Origin of the sequence: Nannocystis sp. RBIL2 (genome assembly GCF_026626745.1) — a bacterium.
GTDB lineage: Bacteria > Myxococcota_A > Polyangia > Nannocystales > Nannocystaceae > Nannocystis.
This window is the reverse complement of sequence record NZ_JAPNJW010000002.1, coordinates 405,033-420,349: the sequence shown is the minus strand read 5'-3', so window position 1 is coordinate 420,349 and position 15,317 is coordinate 405,033. Positions and strand designations below refer to the sequence as shown.

Below are 15,317 nucleotides of genomic sequence, written 5' to 3'. Positions count from 1 at the left end.
TCTCCTGGACGCCGCTGCGCGCCGACGCGCCGCCAACCCAGGGTCCTGCTGAGTGCGCTCGGCATGTCAGCGTGCGTTGGCCGCCCCTGCGACGGCCAGCGTACACAGCCATGACGACGCGGTCCTGCGCGGCCTCGAACGGCGCGGAAGCAAGGCAGCGCGTCCCGCCCGAGGCTCGCGTCAGGCTGACGAGCTCGGCGAGCCGCGCCGCGGACGCGTCGCTATGCCGTCGGCGCCAGCGTGGCGACGAGCTCGGCGCCGCCGCGGGTGACGCGGTTGCAAGACAAGGTGATCCGCCCGAAGATCGCGTCAGGCCGACGAAATTTTGGGCCTGGGAGCGGTGAGTTCGTGCCGCGTCCTCGCGCTTGTGAGCCGCGCCGCGAATCCGTCGCGTTCGCCGTCCGCGCGACTATCCCGAAGAACATGCCCCATAAAACATGTCTCGAAGACATTCGATCGATCCATCCTGCGCTGTTAGCAGAGAACGACGGGCTCGTGTGTCGCCAAACGGCAGCGATTGCCACTGTCCAGGCTCTTGATCCACGTACACGCGAACGGCCCGAGCAGCCGCCCAATACGATTGCGACCCTATCGATTTACAGGGCGCCCATTGGACGCCCACCGGATACGCTTGGCGAGACATCACTGGCGCCGCCACGAACGTGGTAACGACATCGTCATCGCTGTCTACATCAACCGCGACGTGGCCGCTCGTGGTCAACGGCGAGCCCGACGCAGGGCCACGGCTCTCGTGCCCAAGGCTGCGGCTGGGATACGGGCCCGCGCGTCAGGCCGTCACCGTCTTGGCCTATCCGGCGAGCTTCCGGCTCACCAGCGCGACGAGGTCGGTCGTCGTCCGGATCGTGAAGGCTTCTCCCGGCTCGATCTCGATGCCGAACTCGTCTTGGATGGCGCCGAACAGCTGCACCGCCAGAATCGAATTCATGCCGTACGCCTCGAGCCGGGTGTCCAGGTCGATGGTCTCGGAAGGGATCTGCATGATGGTCGCGACATGGTCATCGCCTCTCTTGAGAGGGGCACGGTAGCACACGGCCGAGCTCGATGAAGCGCGCGGTACAGGCCATCAGGGCCTGCGCGCCGCGGCTCCTCGCGGACTCGCTCGACAACTCCAAACCGCGCGGCCGCACCATGAGCTGGAATGCAGGGCTGGCTGGCGCGGGCGATGAGCGCCGCAGCCTTTCGAGCCTATGCGCCGCGGCCAGCCACACAGGCGTAGCGATGGTGAGCGACGAGCTCGATCGGCAGCTCCGCGATCGTGCCGGCAGCCAACCCGGCCCCGCTTCATTAAACCGTCCAGCCCCCTCGAGGGGGACTGGACCGTGGCGCCCACACCAGGAATCGAACCTGGGACCTACAGTTTAGGAAACTGTCGCTCTATCCAACTGAGCTATGCGAGCGAGACCGGGAGGGTGGCCGAAGTACCCCATCTCCGCAAGAGCCGAAAGCAGCGCGAGGGGGCCGCGGGGGGTCCCCCGGCCGATCTTGGAAGCAGGGCACGAGAGGCCGGGGAGGGTCGCGGGAGCCACCGGCCCGAGGGCCTTGACTCGGGCGCCATGCCGCGCCCCGCATGATCGTGCGGAAGCGCTCGTCTCGCTGCTCGCCTTCTGCGACGCGCTGATCGCCTGTGACGTGACCGGGGACCCGGAGCCGGCCGCGCCACGATCGACGCCGCCGGTGGCGCGGGGGGCGTCTGGTCGCGGGTGGAGCGGGTGATCCGCTGGGTTGGACCTGGCGCTGCGCGACGAGCGAGCGCGGGCCGCGGTCCCGAGGCCGGTCAAGAGGCGCAACTCGATTCGCGGACGAGCAACGCGAGGGAGCTTCGACGCCGATGCGAGCGTGGCGTTGGCGAGCCCCGTCATCTCGCGCACGACCTCGATGATGGCCAGATTGTCTTTGCCGATTGCGGTCCGCTCGACCGCACAGCCGCTCACGGGACACCCGCCTTCCACGCGCCGAGTGGCTCGACGAATGCCCTGCCCTCGCCCAGGCCGTCGCGGTGTACCGGCGCGAATGATGCCTCCCGATCGCCTGCGGCCCGGCCCGACCGAGACCCTCAGCGAACGAGACGTCGCTCGAGCAAGCCGCGTTCGCGATGGGCGCAGTCGAGCTGCGCGCGACATGGCCCATCGCGACATGCCCGGGCACGGGCGTGCTAGGATGAATGTGTGACAGAGCCAGATTCACGTCGAAAAGCAGTCATCTCGGCCGCGCTGTCCGAAGCGGACCTGTCCGCCCTGAAGGCCCGTTTCGCGGCCGCCAGCGAACCTGCGTCCGCTCCCGCCTCCGCGTCTTCGCCGGACCGTGCCGCGGCACCCGCCGGCTCGCCCATCATCGACGTCACCGAAGCGACCTTCCAGGCGGAGGTCGTCGAGCGGTCGCTGCAGGTGCCGGTGATCGTCGACCTGTGGGCCTCCTGGTGCGGGCCGTGCTCGGTGCTCTCGCCGGTGCTGGAGCGGCTGGCCACCGAGGCGAACGGCGCCTGGATCCTCGCCAAGGTGAACGCCGACGCCAACCCGCGCATCCCCCAGCGGTTCGGCCTCACGTCGATCCCGATGGTCGTCGTCGTCAAGGGCGGCCAACCGGTGGATGCGTTCGCGGGCGTCCCGAAGGAGCCGGCGATCCGGCAGTGGCTGTCCGGCCTGCTCGACGCGACGGCGTCGTAGGCGTCGCATATCACTCGAACTCGCCGAGGACGCCGCGGGTCCTCGGGCGAGAACAGGGCAATCGCCTACCCGTCGCCGCGCGCATGGAGGTCCACCCGCGAGGCTCGGGCGGCCGCATCCAGGGCAGCACGAATGTCATGACATGTCCTAATGTACATTGACGATAGCGCGCGACGGCCACGTCCGTCATGCACCGGGTCGATCTGGAGTTCGCCCCGGCACCGTCGCGCCTCGACTGATGAGCCGGAGCGACGCGCACGCGACCTCTCGGTCCGAGCTTGGCGGCGGGCTCTGAGAGCTCGGGTCGCTGCGCGATAAGACTGCTGGAGCGGTCGCCGCGGTCGGTCGTGCCTGTCCCCTTCGTCGCCCTCGCTCGCCGTGCGCGAGCGACATCGGGTAGCATCGCGCGCATGGCCACGAAGCCGAGCACCGGCAAGAAGACGGCGGCAGCGAAGAAGCCCGCGACCAAGAAAGCGACGAAGCAGACCGCCGCCAAGAAACCGACAGCGAAGGCCGCGAAGAAACCGGCGGCCAAGAAGACCGCCAAGAAACCGGCCGCCGAGAAAGCCGCCAAGAAGGCCGCCACGAAGCGCCCCAAGGTCGATCCGCTGCGCGAGCTCGCCTGGGACGTCGACTGTGCCTTCGACGCCGAGGACGCCACCCCGGCCGTCCAGATCGAGTTCGTCGAAGGCTTCCTCGAGACCGCCAGAGACCGCGGGATCGTCGTCGACTTCGACGCTGCCTTGCCGTACTGCGCGGAGGTCCTCGGCCTCGAGCCGAGCGAGCTGCGGGCCACCTGCGAGGGCCACGCGAGCAAGCTCGCCGCGGCCCGCGGTGCTGCCGGTCAGGCCGGCGAGCTCGACGCCCTGCTCGCGCTGTGCGGCGACGAGGGCCGCCACGGCGAGAGCTTCGAGGAGCACGCCGCCCGGGCCGTGCGCGAGGCCTGGCCGCGACTCGGTCTCGAGCTCGGCCGGCGCTTGCTCGCCGGGCGCCAGGACCTGCGGCTGCGCAACGCCGGGCCGTTCGCCACCCTCGCCGGCTTCGAGGCCGCCCGGGACGTGCGCTGGCTCGAGCTCGAGGTCACTCCCGACTGCGACCTCACTCCCCTCGCCAGCCTGACGCGCCTCGCGACCCTGCGCCTGGTCGGCAAGCTCGACGGGTTCGCAGTCCTGGCCCGGCTGCCCAAGTTGACGACGCTGCACACCCAGGCCAACGCCACCGGCATCGCCGACCTCGCGAGCTTTCCCATCTTGCGCGTCCTCGACCTCGTCGTCGCCGCGGACGTCTCGATCGCCGGCCTCCTCGACCTCGACCTCAAGCAACTCAACTTTCTGACGCTGCAGGCCGGTATGCGGTCGCTCGACGAAGTCACTGCCGCCACCATCGCCGCGCTCGCCAAGAGGAAGTCGCGCTGGCTCCGGCTCGCCGAGCACGAGGGCTGGCCCCTCCAGCTCACGCTCCCGTATCGCCGCACGCCGGGCTACGTCGACATCAATTACCGCTGAGCCCCGGCGTCGCCCGCGGCCGTCTCGCATGCGCAGCCGCCGACGACGCGCCTTGAAGTCCAGCGGCGCGCGCCTCCGGGACCGCATGATGCGCCTGTCTCTTGGGCCATCTCCGCCCTCACCTTCTCGCCTGACCCGCGAGCGCACGAGTGCGCAGCCTCCGCAGGGGCAGACCGGCGTCGGATCTGGGCGCCGCCCTGCTAAAGATCGACGGGATGTCGATCAGCCGGATGGTCGTGTTCCTCGGGCTCGTCCTCGCCGTGTCCGCGGGGATTCACTACTACCTGTGGGCTCGACTCGTGCGCGACATCGGCTGGCCCGCGCCCTGGGGACGCGTCCTCGGCTGGGCCATCGTGGCGCTCGCCCTCGCCTTCCCGCTGTTTCAGATGGCCTCGCGGTCGCTCCCGCGGGAGGTCGCCACCCCGATCTCCTGGGTCGTCTACGGCTGGCTCGGGCTGATGTTCCTCCTGTTCGTCCTCCTCATCCCGGCCGACCTCGTCCGCGGCCTCGCCTGGCTCATCGAGCGGCTCGCAGGCACCCCCGCCGACCCGGCGCGGCGGCAATTTTTGGCCCGGCTGTTCGGCGGTCTGGTCGGCGCCGGGGCCCTCGGGGCCGCCGGCTACGGCGTCTGGTCGGTGCTGCGGCCGATCGCAGTGAAGCCGGTCAAGGTCCCGCTCGCGGGTCTCCCCGACCCCTTCGCCGGCTTCGTCATCGCCCAGATCACCGATGTCCACGTCGGCCCCACCATCGGCCGCGCCTTCCTCGAGGAGTTGGTCGCCAAGACCAACGCCATGGAGCCCGACGTCGTCGCCATCACCGGCGACCTCGTCGACGGCACCGTCGCCCGCCTCGGGCATCTGCTCGAGCCGCTCTCCCGGCTCAAGGCCAGGCACGGCGTCTACTTCGTCACCGGCAACCACGAGTACTTCTCGGGCGCCGCCGAATGGGTCGCGCACCTCGCCACGCTCGGCGTGCGGGTCCTGCGCAACGAGCGGGTCAGCATCGAGAAAGACGGCGCCACGCTCGATCTCGCCGGCATCGACGACCCGACCGGCGGCAACTTCCTGCCCGATCACGGCCCCGACCTCGCCGGGGCGCTCGCCGGCCGCGATCCGGCCCGCCCGCTCGTGCTCCTCGCCCACCAGCCGCGCCAGGTCCACGAGGCCGCCGAGCATGGCGTGTCCCTGCAGATCTCTGGGCACACCCACGGCGGCCAGATCTTCCCCTTCAACTTCCTCGTGCCGCTGCAGCAGCCGTTCGTCGCCGGCCTGCACCGCGTCCGGGACACCGCCATCTACGTCAGCCGCGGCACCGGCTACTGGGGTCCGCCGATGCGCGTCGGCGCGCCGGCCGAGCTGACCCGGATCGAACTCGCGCGCGCCTGATCGCGCATGGGGGCTAGAGACCCCATGGTCAGGCAGGCCGAGATCGCTTGTCGAGGATTGCGGTAACCGGGGCGGAAGGCCTGGTTCCCGGCGTCCTGAGCGATCTGGGTCCAAAGTGTAATGAGGAGGTAATTATCCGACATACGGGTGTGCGGCGGTCTTCGCACCCCCGGGTGATCCGGTCGACCCTGCTCGCCGGGTCGGAGTGGGACGTACCTGTGACTGGAGTCATACTGAAAGGCTGCTCCGCCCGATGTCCCTGCCCGCTCCGAGCCCGCGTGACTCGCTCAGCAGCGCCGATCTGCATCGGCTCGATCAAGCTGCGTGGTTGCTCGCGCAGAAGGAGCCCTCGCCGGACCCGGATGCCTTGCTCAGCGTCGCGGCCGGGCACGCCCTGGCCCACGGTCGGACCGGGCGCAGCGACCTCGTCATCGCCCTCGTCGCGGCCATGATCGATCGGCCGCCGGCCAGCAGCGCCCGCAACCAGGCGCGGGAGGACAGCGCCGCGCGGCGGCTGGCCAACCTCCTCAGCGAGCTCGCCGGCTCCGCCGAGGTCGGGCTCGTGCAGCGGGCCATTCGTCGCGGCGGCCTCGACTTCACCCTGGCGTTGCCAGCTGCGCGGCGGATCCGTCGCGCCCTCAAGCGATCGCTCCGCGACGGCAAGGCCAGCGAGACCGAGGTCGAAAGCTTGCGCGGCCTGGCCACCGCCGGCTGGGAGTCCTTGCTCGACGCCCTCGCCCGCTCGCTCGCCCTCGACGGCGACGACGAGGTGCTCACCGACGTCGCCCTCGACGCCCCGCTCGACGGCTCCGGCGCCCGGCTCGCGCGCGTGCGGGCCCTGTTGAACCCGAGCGAGCCGATGCCGGACTTCGAGCTGCTCGCGCGCGCCGGTGAAGCCTCGGCGCTGAGCCGGCGAGTCGGTCGCTTCGTCCTCCTCCAGCGGATCGGCACCGGCGCCATGGGCGTCGTCTACGCCGCCTACGACGATCGCCTCGATCGCAAGGTCGCGATCAAGGTCCTGCGCCCGCAGGATCCCAAGCACAGCGCCCGCGCCCAGCTCCGCCTGCTGCGCGAGGCCCAGGCCATGGCCCGGCTGTCGCATCCCAACGTCGTCGTCGTCCACGAGGTCGGCACCGACGGCGCCGACGTGTACGTGGCGATGGAGTTCATCCGCGGCGTCACCGTCCAGGTGTGGCTGGCGAGCAAGTCGCGGACCTGGCAGGAGATCGTCGACGTCTTCCTGCAGGCCGGTCGCGGCCTGGCCGCCGCGCACGCGGTGGGCCTCGTTCACCGCGACTTCAAGCCGAGCAACGTCATGATCGGCGAGGACGGCCGGGCCCGCGTCCTCGACTTCGGCCTGTGCCAGACCGGCGAGGACGCCAGCGGCGAGCACACCCGCTCGACCGGCTCGCTGAGCCGCGATCGCAACGCGGTCTCCGAGAAAGTCACCCAGGGCGGCGAGGTCGTCGGCACGCCCGCGTACATGCCTCCGGAGCAGTTCAGCGGCCGCCTCGTCGGCCCTGCCTCCGATCAGTTCGCCTTCTGCGTCTCGCTGTACGAGGCGCTCTACAATCAATTGCCGTTCCCCGGCGACACCGTGCACGAGCTGGCCCACGCGGTCGCGCGCGGCGAGGTGCGCGACCCGCCGCGGCTGACGCGGGTGCCCGCGTGGGTCCACAGCGTCGTCCTGCGCGGCCTCCGACCTGACTCGAAGGACAGGTTCTCCGGGCTCGACGCCCTGCTGCGCGCGCTCGACCGCAACCGCGCGATCGGCCGCCGCACCTACGTCGGCGGCCTCGCCTTCGCCGGCGTCGCCGCGCTCGCCGGCTTCTTCGCCGCCAAGACGCAGGAGCCGCGGATCGACCCGTGCAGCCACGGCACCGCCGAGATCCACGGCGTCTGGGACGGCGAGCGCCGGCGGGCCGCCGAGCAGGCGTTCGTCGCCGCCGGCCCGGCCTTCATCAACGAGATGTGGCCGCAGGTCACCGAGCGGCTCGACAAGTACATGAACGAGTGGTCGAGCGCCCACGCCGACGCCTGCGAGGCGCGGCGGCGCGGCGAGCAGTCGGACGAGCTCGTCGATCGGCGCATGGCCTGTCTCGCCCAGCGCAAGGCCGCTCTGGCCGAGGCCGGCGCGCTGTTGGCCGAGCGCGACCAGAGCGTCGCGGTGCACGCGCTCGAGCTCACCCACAAGCTCCCCGCCATCGATCGCTGCAACGACCTCGCCTCTCTCCAGGCCGAGGTCGCCCCTCCCGACGATCCCGACGTGCGCCGCCGGGTCACCTCCGTCGAGGATGGCCTGACGAGCGTCGTCAACCTGGAGCACATCGGCCGCACCTCGCAGGCCCTCGAGCTCGCCGATCAGCTCCTCGCCGACGCCGAGGGCATCGGCTACAAGCCCCTGCTGGCGCGCGCCCTGCTCCACCGCGGCCGCCTCTCGCTCAATCGCACCGCCATGGTCGAGCCGCAGTTCGAGATGCTGCAGGCCGCCATGCACACCGCGCTGTCCGCCGGCGTCGATTATGTCGCCGCCGAGGCCATGGCGCACATGTTGTTCGTGCGCGGCCGCTTGCCCGGCGGGGCCGCGCGCGCCCTCGAGGACCTCGGCCACTACAGCGCCTTCATCTCGCGTCTGTCGCAGCCCGGGCACCTGCAGGGCCTGCTGCTCAACAACGCCGCGGTCGTCACCTTCGCCAGCGGCGACGTCGAGGCCGCGCGCAAGCTCTACGCCGAGGCGCTGGCGGTCAAGCGGGCCAGCAACGACGCGCCGCTCGAGATCGCCTACAGCCTGATGAACCTCGCCATCCTCGAGGACGACGGCGAGGCGCGCGCGCACGACATGACCGAGGCCGTGGGGATCTTCGAGCGCGAGCTGGGCCCGGCGCATCCGCAGACGATCGAGGCCCGGATCACCGCCAGCGCGTACATCCGCAACCCCGAGGCCGCCCGCCGGATCTTGCGGCCCGGCTGCGACGCCCTGGTCCGCTTCTCGCCCGGCGATCCGGCCCCGCGCGCCCGCTGCCTGGCCATGCTCGGCTATCTCGGCAGCGAGGCCGGCGACTCCGACGAATCGCGGCAGGTGCTGCGGCAGGCCGCCGCGCTCCTCGCCAGCGAGCCATTCGACGGCGACTTGATCCGCGGCGTCGACGTCGCCCTGATCCGGGGTTTTGCCGCGCTCGAGGGCGGCGAGCACGAGGCCGCCGTCGACGAGCTGCGGCGGATCCTGGCCACCCGCCAGGGCGACTCGTGGTGGCGCCAGCGCGAGGCCGCCGAGCTCGAGCTGGTGCTGGGGCTGCACTTGCGAGCGCTCGGCGATCGCGACGGCGCCGCCGAGGCGCTGCGGGCCGCGGTCGACGGCCTGGTCGCCGCCCGGGCGACCGCCCGCGACGTCCTCCTCGATCAGCGCCTCGCTCGCGCCCGCGTCGTGCTCGCCGAAGTGCTGGTGAACGCGCCGCGGCCCGCCGCCGACGACCTCGACCGCGCCGGCGTGTTGCTGACCGACGCGATGCGCTGGTACCTCGAGGGCGGCGACGAATACGCGTGGCGACTCGCCGAGATCCGCGCCCTCGACGGCGTGCTCTCGCAGCGTCGCAGCGACCGCCGCGCAGAGCCCTGAAAACATCGGCTCACGCTGCGAGTGTGGGCGCGGATCACATCCACCCTTCGTTCGGGCTTGAAAGCGGCCCGACACTGCATAGAGAGGGAGTGGAGGGATTGTTGTGAAATCAAGAAACTGTCATGGAATCCGTGCTGCGACGGCCTTTTGCGGACTGCTCGCCGCCTGTGACATTGATAAGACATTGATAGTCGAAGACCCTGGTGTCACCAATCCCCGAATTGGCGAAAAGGGCTCCAGTTGTCCGATCTGGCAGTGCGGATTCAATGCCGCCGAGGTGTTCGGCAGCTCGATCCACGAGCTCCACCTCGGCGGGCAGGCCAACGCCGCCGGCCTGCGGATCGTGAAGGTCGCGCCCGGTCCCGCGGCCGCGGCCGCTGGCTTCGACCGGCTCGACGTCGTCGGCGACGCCTTGGTCCTCCGCGACGCCGGCGGCGCCGCGCTCGCCGGCCAGGCCCTGCTCGGCACGCGCATTTACCTCGGGACGGGCGGGCAGACGTTCGCAACCGTGATGATCGCCTCGCACGCCCGCGTCGCCCGCTGGGCCGACGGCGCCCCGGACGTCGACGCCTACGGCCTCGTCTATGTCGACGGTCATCACATCGAGCGGAATGTTTGCACCGGGTATCATGATTCCCCGCGGGCCCCGATCGCGCTGGTCCTCGGCGGCGAGACCTACGACATGGAGGCCAAGGAGGTCCGCCCCGACCCGGAACAGCGGTGGTTCAGCATCGCTTGCGCCGGCTCGGCCGCGGCCAAGCTGTCGCTGCTCGGCTACGGCCCCCAGAGCAGCAAGACCACCCCTGCGCGGCGTCAGGCGACCCTCAAGATGATCACCGCCGATTATTGCGGCGACGGTCACAGCTACACCGCCGACGGCACGCCCATCCAGTGGGAGAACGTCGGGGGGACGGTGGAGCTCACCGCCGAGCCGGCCGCGATCGAGGCCGTGTGGACCGCGGACGGGGCCCTGTGCCTCGACGAGGCCCGGATCGCCGGCACCGAGATCGATTGCACGTTGCCGCGCTGCGGCAATTACGACCTCGCCGACGGCGAGTGGATGACCTACGTCCCGATGGTGCAGTGACTTGCAACCGGGCCCGGGATTTGCGACACGCATCGAGGAGTGGACGCCCTCTTCCCCTGCCTCGCGCACCCGGACGGCCGAACGGTGCTCACCGTCGGCGACGCCACGTACACCGATCGCCAGCTCCTCGCCGCCGCGCGTCGCCACGCAGAGGCCCTCGCCCGCGCCGGCGTCCGCCCGGGCGACCGCGTCGGCGTGTGGACCCAGCCCCACCTCGGCACCGTCGTCGCTCTGGTCGGCGGCGCGCTCGCCGGCGTCGTCACTGTCCCGCTGAACCCCCGGCTCGGCGAGCGCGAGTGCTCGCACATCGCCGCCGACGCGGCCCCGCGCTGCTGCTTCGCCGCCCGCCCCGACGAGGCCCCCGCCGGCCCGCTCGGCCTTGCCCTGCCTGTCGACGAGGACATGTCCGACAAAGCATGTCCTGAAGTTCAGCCAGAGTTTCACCGCGCCGACGACCGCCCCCTCCTCCTCATCTACACCTCGGGCACCACCGGCGCGCCCAAGGGGGCCGTGCTCACCGCCGCGGGCGTGGCCGCCAACATCGACGGCCTCGTGCGCGCGTGGGCGTGGACGGCCGCCGACACCGTGGTCCACGCCTTGCCGCTGTTCCACGTCCACGGCCTCGTGCTCGGCCTGTTCGGCAGCCTGCGGATCGGCGGCCGCCTGCACTGGGAGCCGCGCTTCGAGCCCGCCCCGCTGGCCGCGGCCCTGCGCGGCGGCAGGATGCTGTTCGCGGTGCCGACCATGTACGTCCGCCTGGCCGATCTCGCCGAGCGCGATCCCTCGGTCGCCGCCGATCTCGGGGCCGCGCGCCTCCTGATCTCCGGCTCGGCCGCCCTTTCCGCGCGTGAGCACCGGAGGATCGCCGCCCTCACCGGTCGCGGCGTCTACGAGCGCTACGGCCTCACCGAGACCCTCATCGTGTGCGCCGTCCCGACCTCGGGCCCGCCGCGCCCAGGTCTCGTCGGTCCGCCCCTCCCTGGCGTCGAGGTCAAGCTCGTCGACGACGAGCGGCGCCCGCTCGACGTCGCCGACGACGCCACTCTCGGCGAGATCGCCGTACGCGGCCCCAGCGTGTTCGCCGGCTACCTCGGCCGGCCCGACGCCACCGCGGCAGTGCGCGACGCCGACGGGTGGTTTTACACCGGTGACCTCGCCACCCGCACCCCCGATGGCGCCTATCGGATCGTCGGTCGCCGGGCCACCGACCTGATCAAATGTGGCGGGTTCAAGATCGGCGCCGGCGAGATCGAGACCTGCCTGCTCGAGCACCCCGACGTCGCCGAGGTCGCGGTGGTCGGCGTGCCCGACGACGACCTCGGCGAGCGGATCGTCGCCTTCGTCGTCGCCCGCGATCCGGCGCGCCCTCCGCCCGGCGAGCAGCTCGTCGACCTCGTCGCGCGGGCGCTCGCCCCGCACAAGCGACCGCGCGACGTCCGGTTCGTCGATGCCCTGCCGCGCAACGCCATGGGCAAGGTGATCAAGGCCCGGCTCAGCCGCCCCTGAGGCACCCGACCTCGTGGGCCACCGCCTCGACCACCGACCCGTGCCTGTCGGCGATGTGGCGGTGCATCATCGCGTTGTAGCCGCGAGCGTGGCCGACCACCGCAGGGTCGACACCGCAGGCGCCCACGTTGCGGTAGTCGATGTCGTACTGCACGCGCAGGCGCTCGGCCAGGCGCGCGTGACAGGCTCGCGGCTGCTCGTACGACTCGAGCGCCAGCACGCCCCGGGCGAGATCGAGCGCCGCGTCGAGCGCCCCTTCGTCCTCCGCGTCGACGCTGCTCATCAGCGCCGTGTGCCCTCGATCCGGGCAATCCGTCCGTCTGGAGCTCGTCCAGTCCGGCTGCGGCGCCGCTTCCATCTCGATTGTCTCGTGGCCGTGAGGGGCGCAATTGATCCCCGTCGACGCCATCACCATACACACTACCGTCTGACCGATCCGTCGCCGCGCGCTCGCTCGCATCGCACGTCCTCCGAGCGCCGAGACAACCGATGCGTCCCGCGGTTCCGGCCCGTCTGCAAGCGAGCGGTCTGCCTGTCGAGCTCGCCTGGTATCGTGCTCCCATGCACGGCCTGACATGGATGCATCGCAGCGCGTGGATCGCCGGTCTCGTCGGCCTCGGCGGCTGCCAGATCGCAAACCCCGCCTTCGGGTTCGAGCGCGACAGCGACGGGCTCAGCGCCTCCGCGGCCACCACCGAACCTGTCCTCACGACCAGCACCGACACGGGGACCACCGACGAGCCCGCCACCACGACCGGCCCTGGCACCACCCTCACCGGCGAGCCCCCGCTCACCACCGGCGTCGACACCGAGGACTCGGGCACCGGGCCCGCACCGTCCAGCTGCGGCGACAACGTCCTCGATCCCGGCGAGGCGTGCGACGACGGCGACGACATCGACGGCAACGACTGCACCAACCAATGCACCGTGGCCGAGTGCGGCGACGGAATCGTGCACGAGGGCCAGGAGGCCTGCGACGCCGGCGGCGTGCCCGACGATGCGTGCACCCCGTCCTGCACCCTCGCAGCGTGCGGCGACGGCTTTCAGACGGGCAAGGAGCAGTGCGACGACGGCAACACCGACGCGTTCGACGGCTGCACCGGCGATTGCAAGCTCTCGTGCAAGGACGGCGTGTTCGAGCCCGACCGCGAGGAGTGCGACCCGAGCGACCCGGTGTTCGCCGACCTGCTCGCGCTGTGCTCCGAGACCTGCGAGCTCAAGAGCTGCTTCCGCATGACCAACACCGAGGACGAGGACCTCGCCGGCCCCGACTGGTTCGACGCCTGCGCCACCGCTCCCGGCCAGCGGATCGCAGTCCTCCTGCGCGACCAGGCCGGCGTGCAGTACCTGCGGTTCGGGCTCAAGCCGCCCTCCATGTTCGCCTGGACGCCGTCCGACATGACCTCCACCAAGCCGCCTGCGGATCAGTGGAAGTTCTCCTCCCACGATCGCAAGGTCGAGCTCACCGACCTCCTCTTCGACAAGCCCGACCCGCTCTTCGACGTCCTCTACGCGTTCGGCGACGACAGCCAGCCCAAGGCCTCCGAGGCCCCCATCTGCCCTTCCAGCCTCGGCGACGGCTACGCCCTGGCGATCGCGCCCGCGGGCCAATCGACCCACGCGCGCGTCCTGCTGATGCCGTTCGCCGGCAACACCATGCCGCGCAACCTCGGCGGCTGGCTGGCCACCGGCCCCGGCGTCGAGCTCGCCTTCAACGGCGCGCCCATGCCGTTATGCAGCGCCGACGACCCACCGACCCCGTTCCTCGGCACCGTGGCGATCGCCGTGTTCTGAGGGTCATGTCCTGACGGTCATGTCCGATAAGACATGGCCATCAGGACATGCCTCATCAGACATCCGTCGCCGGGTGCGCGCCGAAGCGCAGGCGGATCGCCTGCGCCCGGTACTCGAAGATCTCGCGCAGGCGCGGGCGCACGAACAGCGCCTCCGCGATCCGGCCGATCGGCCCGAGCGGGGGGCGGAAGTAGACCGTGTCGTCCATCTGCGTCCCGCCGTCCTCGCGCGGCGCGAAGCGGTGCTCGTGCCACCAGGCCGCGAACGGCCCGCGCGTCTGCACGTCGACGAAGCGGCGGTCCGGCTCCCACAGCTCGAACTCGGTGGTCCAGCGCACCCGCACCGGGCCGACCTGCAGCTTGTAGTCGATGTGGCGCCCGGCCTCGACGATCAGCGGCCGCGGCGTCAGGATCTGCATCACCGCCGCGCGCGGCGTCATGATCCCGAGGTTCTCCGCGCGCGAGAAGAACGCGAACACCGCGGAGTTCGGCGCCGCCACCACCGTCGACTGGCGCAGCACCGTCGTCGTCGAGCGGCGGGCCAGGTATGGGCTCGGCGGCGCCATCTCGGCCGGCGCGAAGTGAGGCCGGTCGCGCCCGCCCAACAGGTCGTCCAGGGCCGCCGGCAGCGTCGGGAACTGGAATCCGAACCCGAGCGCCAGAGTGCGCGCCGGCACCGCGCGCTGGCTAGCGACCAGCGCGTCCGCGGCCTCGCCCTTGACGATGCGCAGGACCAGGCGCGGCACCGGCAGGCGGGCCTTGCGACCGAGCGACTCGGCCAGCGCCTGCGAGAAGCACAAATTGGTCACCGGCTGAGGCGCCACCGCCAGCACCGGCCCGCTGTAGCGTGCGTCGGTCATCGCCGTCGTCAGCAGCTCGACCAGGTCGTGGAGGTGGATCCACGGGAACCACTGCTCGCCCGAGCCGAGCGGCCCGCCGAGCCCGGCGCGGAAGATCGGCAGCAGCTCGCCCAGCACCCCCCCGCCGTGCCCCAGCACCAGCCCCAGCCGCGGCGTACACACCCGGACCCCGTGCGCCTCGGCCTTGCGGGCCGCCGCCTCCCACGCCTGGCACATCGAGCCGAGGAAGTCGTCGGCCGGCCGCGACGTCTCGTCGAGCTCCTCGTCGCCGCGATCGCCGTAGTAACCGACCGCCGACGCCGACACCAACACGCGCGGCCGCGGCTCCGCCCTGGCGATCGCCCGCACCAGCATCTCCGTCAGCGCTACCCGGCTGTCCCACAGTTCGCGCTTGCGCGCCGCGGTCCACCGGCCGACCCCCACCGACTCGCCTGCCAGGTGGATCACCGCCTCGCAGCCCGTCAGCGCGCGGACCAGCGCTGCTTCGTCGCCCGCGGCCACCAGTTCGACCTCGGCGCCCAGCAGATCGGCCGCGCGCCGCGGCGACCGCACCCAGGCGCGCACGTGGTGGCCATCTCGCAGCAATCGGAGGACCAGCGCCCGTCCGACGAACCCCGTCGCGCCCGTGACCAGAATGTGCATGTGCTCCCTGCTCGTCGGGCGGCAAATGTGGCACACGTCGGACGAGCGTCAAGCGCGGCTGCGGCCGCGGGACGCAGCGCTGCCGCGGAGGCGACCCGCGACCCGAAGATCCGGGGATGACGCCACGGCACTTATCGACGTCGCGGCCGTGCGAGTGGGGGCGAGCGACCGGCCGCGACCGCACGAACGCCCCGGACTCCTGCCGTGCGACGAACCGCGCGGGGAACCCCCTGGACAGC

9 protein-coding genes, 1 tRNA gene and 1 pseudogene are annotated in these 15,317 nt (G+C 71.5%); 7 read left to right on the top strand and 4 right to left on the bottom strand.

Going from position 1 to position 15,317, the window contains the following annotated elements; all coding sequences use genetic code 11:
- Window positions 1–808 precede the first annotated feature (808 nt).
- Entirely contained in the window at window positions 809–1,051 is a 243-nt protein-coding gene (locus OV090_RS26885; protein ID WP_346660403.1) for an acyl carrier protein, read from the bottom strand.
- A gap of 290 nt (window positions 1,052–1,341) precedes the next feature.
- Window positions 1,342–1,418: transfer RNA gene (locus tag OV090_RS26880), tRNA-Arg, on the bottom strand.
- Window positions 1,419–2,186: 768 nt separating this feature from the next.
- Here OV090_RS26880 and OV090_RS26875 point away from each other — a divergent pair.
- The 6 genes and pseudogenes from OV090_RS26875 to OV090_RS26850 form a co-directional block, all read left to right on the top strand.
- A pseudogene (locus tag OV090_RS26875) lies at window positions 2,187–2,672 on the top strand (thioredoxin domain-containing protein); the annotation flags it as partial.
- A gap of 422 nt (window positions 2,673–3,094) precedes the next feature.
- Entirely contained in the window at window positions 3,095–4,189 is a 1,095-nt protein-coding gene (locus OV090_RS26870) for a hypothetical protein (RefSeq protein WP_267707474.1), read from the top strand.
- A gap of 215 nt (window positions 4,190–4,404) precedes the next feature.
- On the top strand, window positions 4,405–5,574 hold the full coding sequence (locus tag OV090_RS26865; RefSeq protein WP_267707473.1) for a metallophosphoesterase: 1,170 nt from the start codon (window positions 4,405–4,407) through the stop codon (window positions 5,572–5,574).
- 253 nt (window positions 5,575–5,827) lie between these two features.
- Window positions 5,828–9,190 carry a serine/threonine-protein kinase gene (locus tag OV090_RS26860; protein WP_267707472.1) on the top strand — a complete coding sequence of 1,121 codons (3,363 nt, stop codon included), beginning with the start codon at window positions 5,828–5,830 and terminating at the stop codon, window positions 9,188–9,190.
- A 277-nt stretch (window positions 9,191–9,467) separates the two neighbouring features.
- Window positions 9,468–10,277, top strand: coding sequence for an ADYC domain-containing protein (locus OV090_RS26855; RefSeq protein ID WP_267707471.1), 810 nt, complete (start codon window positions 9,468–9,470; stop codon window positions 10,275–10,277).
- 39 nt (window positions 10,278–10,316) lie between these two features.
- Window positions 10,317–11,783, top strand: a complete 1,467-nt coding sequence (locus OV090_RS26850; RefSeq protein WP_267707470.1) for an AMP-binding protein — start codon at window positions 10,317–10,319, stop codon at window positions 11,781–11,783.
- Here OV090_RS26850 and OV090_RS26845 read toward each other — a convergent pair.
- The gene (locus OV090_RS26845; protein ID WP_267707469.1) at window positions 11,770–12,066 is read right to left on the bottom strand and encodes a hypothetical protein; all 297 of its coding nucleotides are present in this window, start codon (window positions 12,064–12,066) and stop codon (window positions 11,770–11,772) included. The genes OV090_RS26850 and OV090_RS26845 overlap by 14 nt on opposite strands.
- A 278-nt stretch (window positions 12,067–12,344) precedes the next feature.
- Between OV090_RS26845 and OV090_RS26840 the strand changes: the two genes are divergently transcribed.
- On the top strand, window positions 12,345–13,577 hold the full coding sequence (locus OV090_RS26840) for a DUF4215 domain-containing protein (protein WP_267707468.1): 1,233 nt from the start codon (window positions 12,345–12,347) through the stop codon (window positions 13,575–13,577).
- Window positions 13,578–13,632: 55 nt separating this feature from the next.
- On the opposite strand, the gene OV090_RS26835 is transcribed toward OV090_RS26840, so the two are convergent.
- A complete protein-coding gene (locus OV090_RS26835) occupies window positions 13,633–15,078 on the bottom strand; it encodes a TIGR01777 family oxidoreductase (protein ID WP_267707467.1) in 1,446 nt (481 codons plus the stop codon).
- Window positions 15,079–15,317: the final 239 nt, after the last annotated feature.

What these genes read in the sequence shown, in the direction of transcription:
- OV090_RS26865 (WP_267707473.1), top strand. Translation starts at nt 4,405, where the DNA reads ATGTCGATCAGCCGGATGGTCGTGTTCCTCGGGCTCGTCCTCGCCGTG.
- OV090_RS26835 (WP_267707467.1), bottom strand. Translation starts at nt 15,078, where the DNA reads ATGCACATTCTGGTCACGGGCGCGACGGGGTTCGTCGGACGGGCGCTG.
- OV090_RS26860 (WP_267707472.1), top strand. Translation starts at nt 5,828, where the DNA reads ATGTCCCTGCCCGCTCCGAGCCCGCGTGACTCGCTCAGCAGCGCCGAT.
- OV090_RS26845 (WP_267707469.1), bottom strand. Translation starts at nt 12,066, where the DNA reads ATGAGCAGCGTCGACGCGGAGGACGAAGGGGCGCTCGACGCGGCGCTC.
- OV090_RS26870 (WP_267707474.1), top strand. Translation starts at nt 3,095, where the DNA reads ATGGCCACGAAGCCGAGCACCGGCAAGAAGACGGCGGCAGCGAAGAAG.
- OV090_RS26840 (WP_267707468.1), top strand. Translation starts at nt 12,345, where the DNA reads ATGCACGGCCTGACATGGATGCATCGCAGCGCGTGGATCGCCGGTCTC.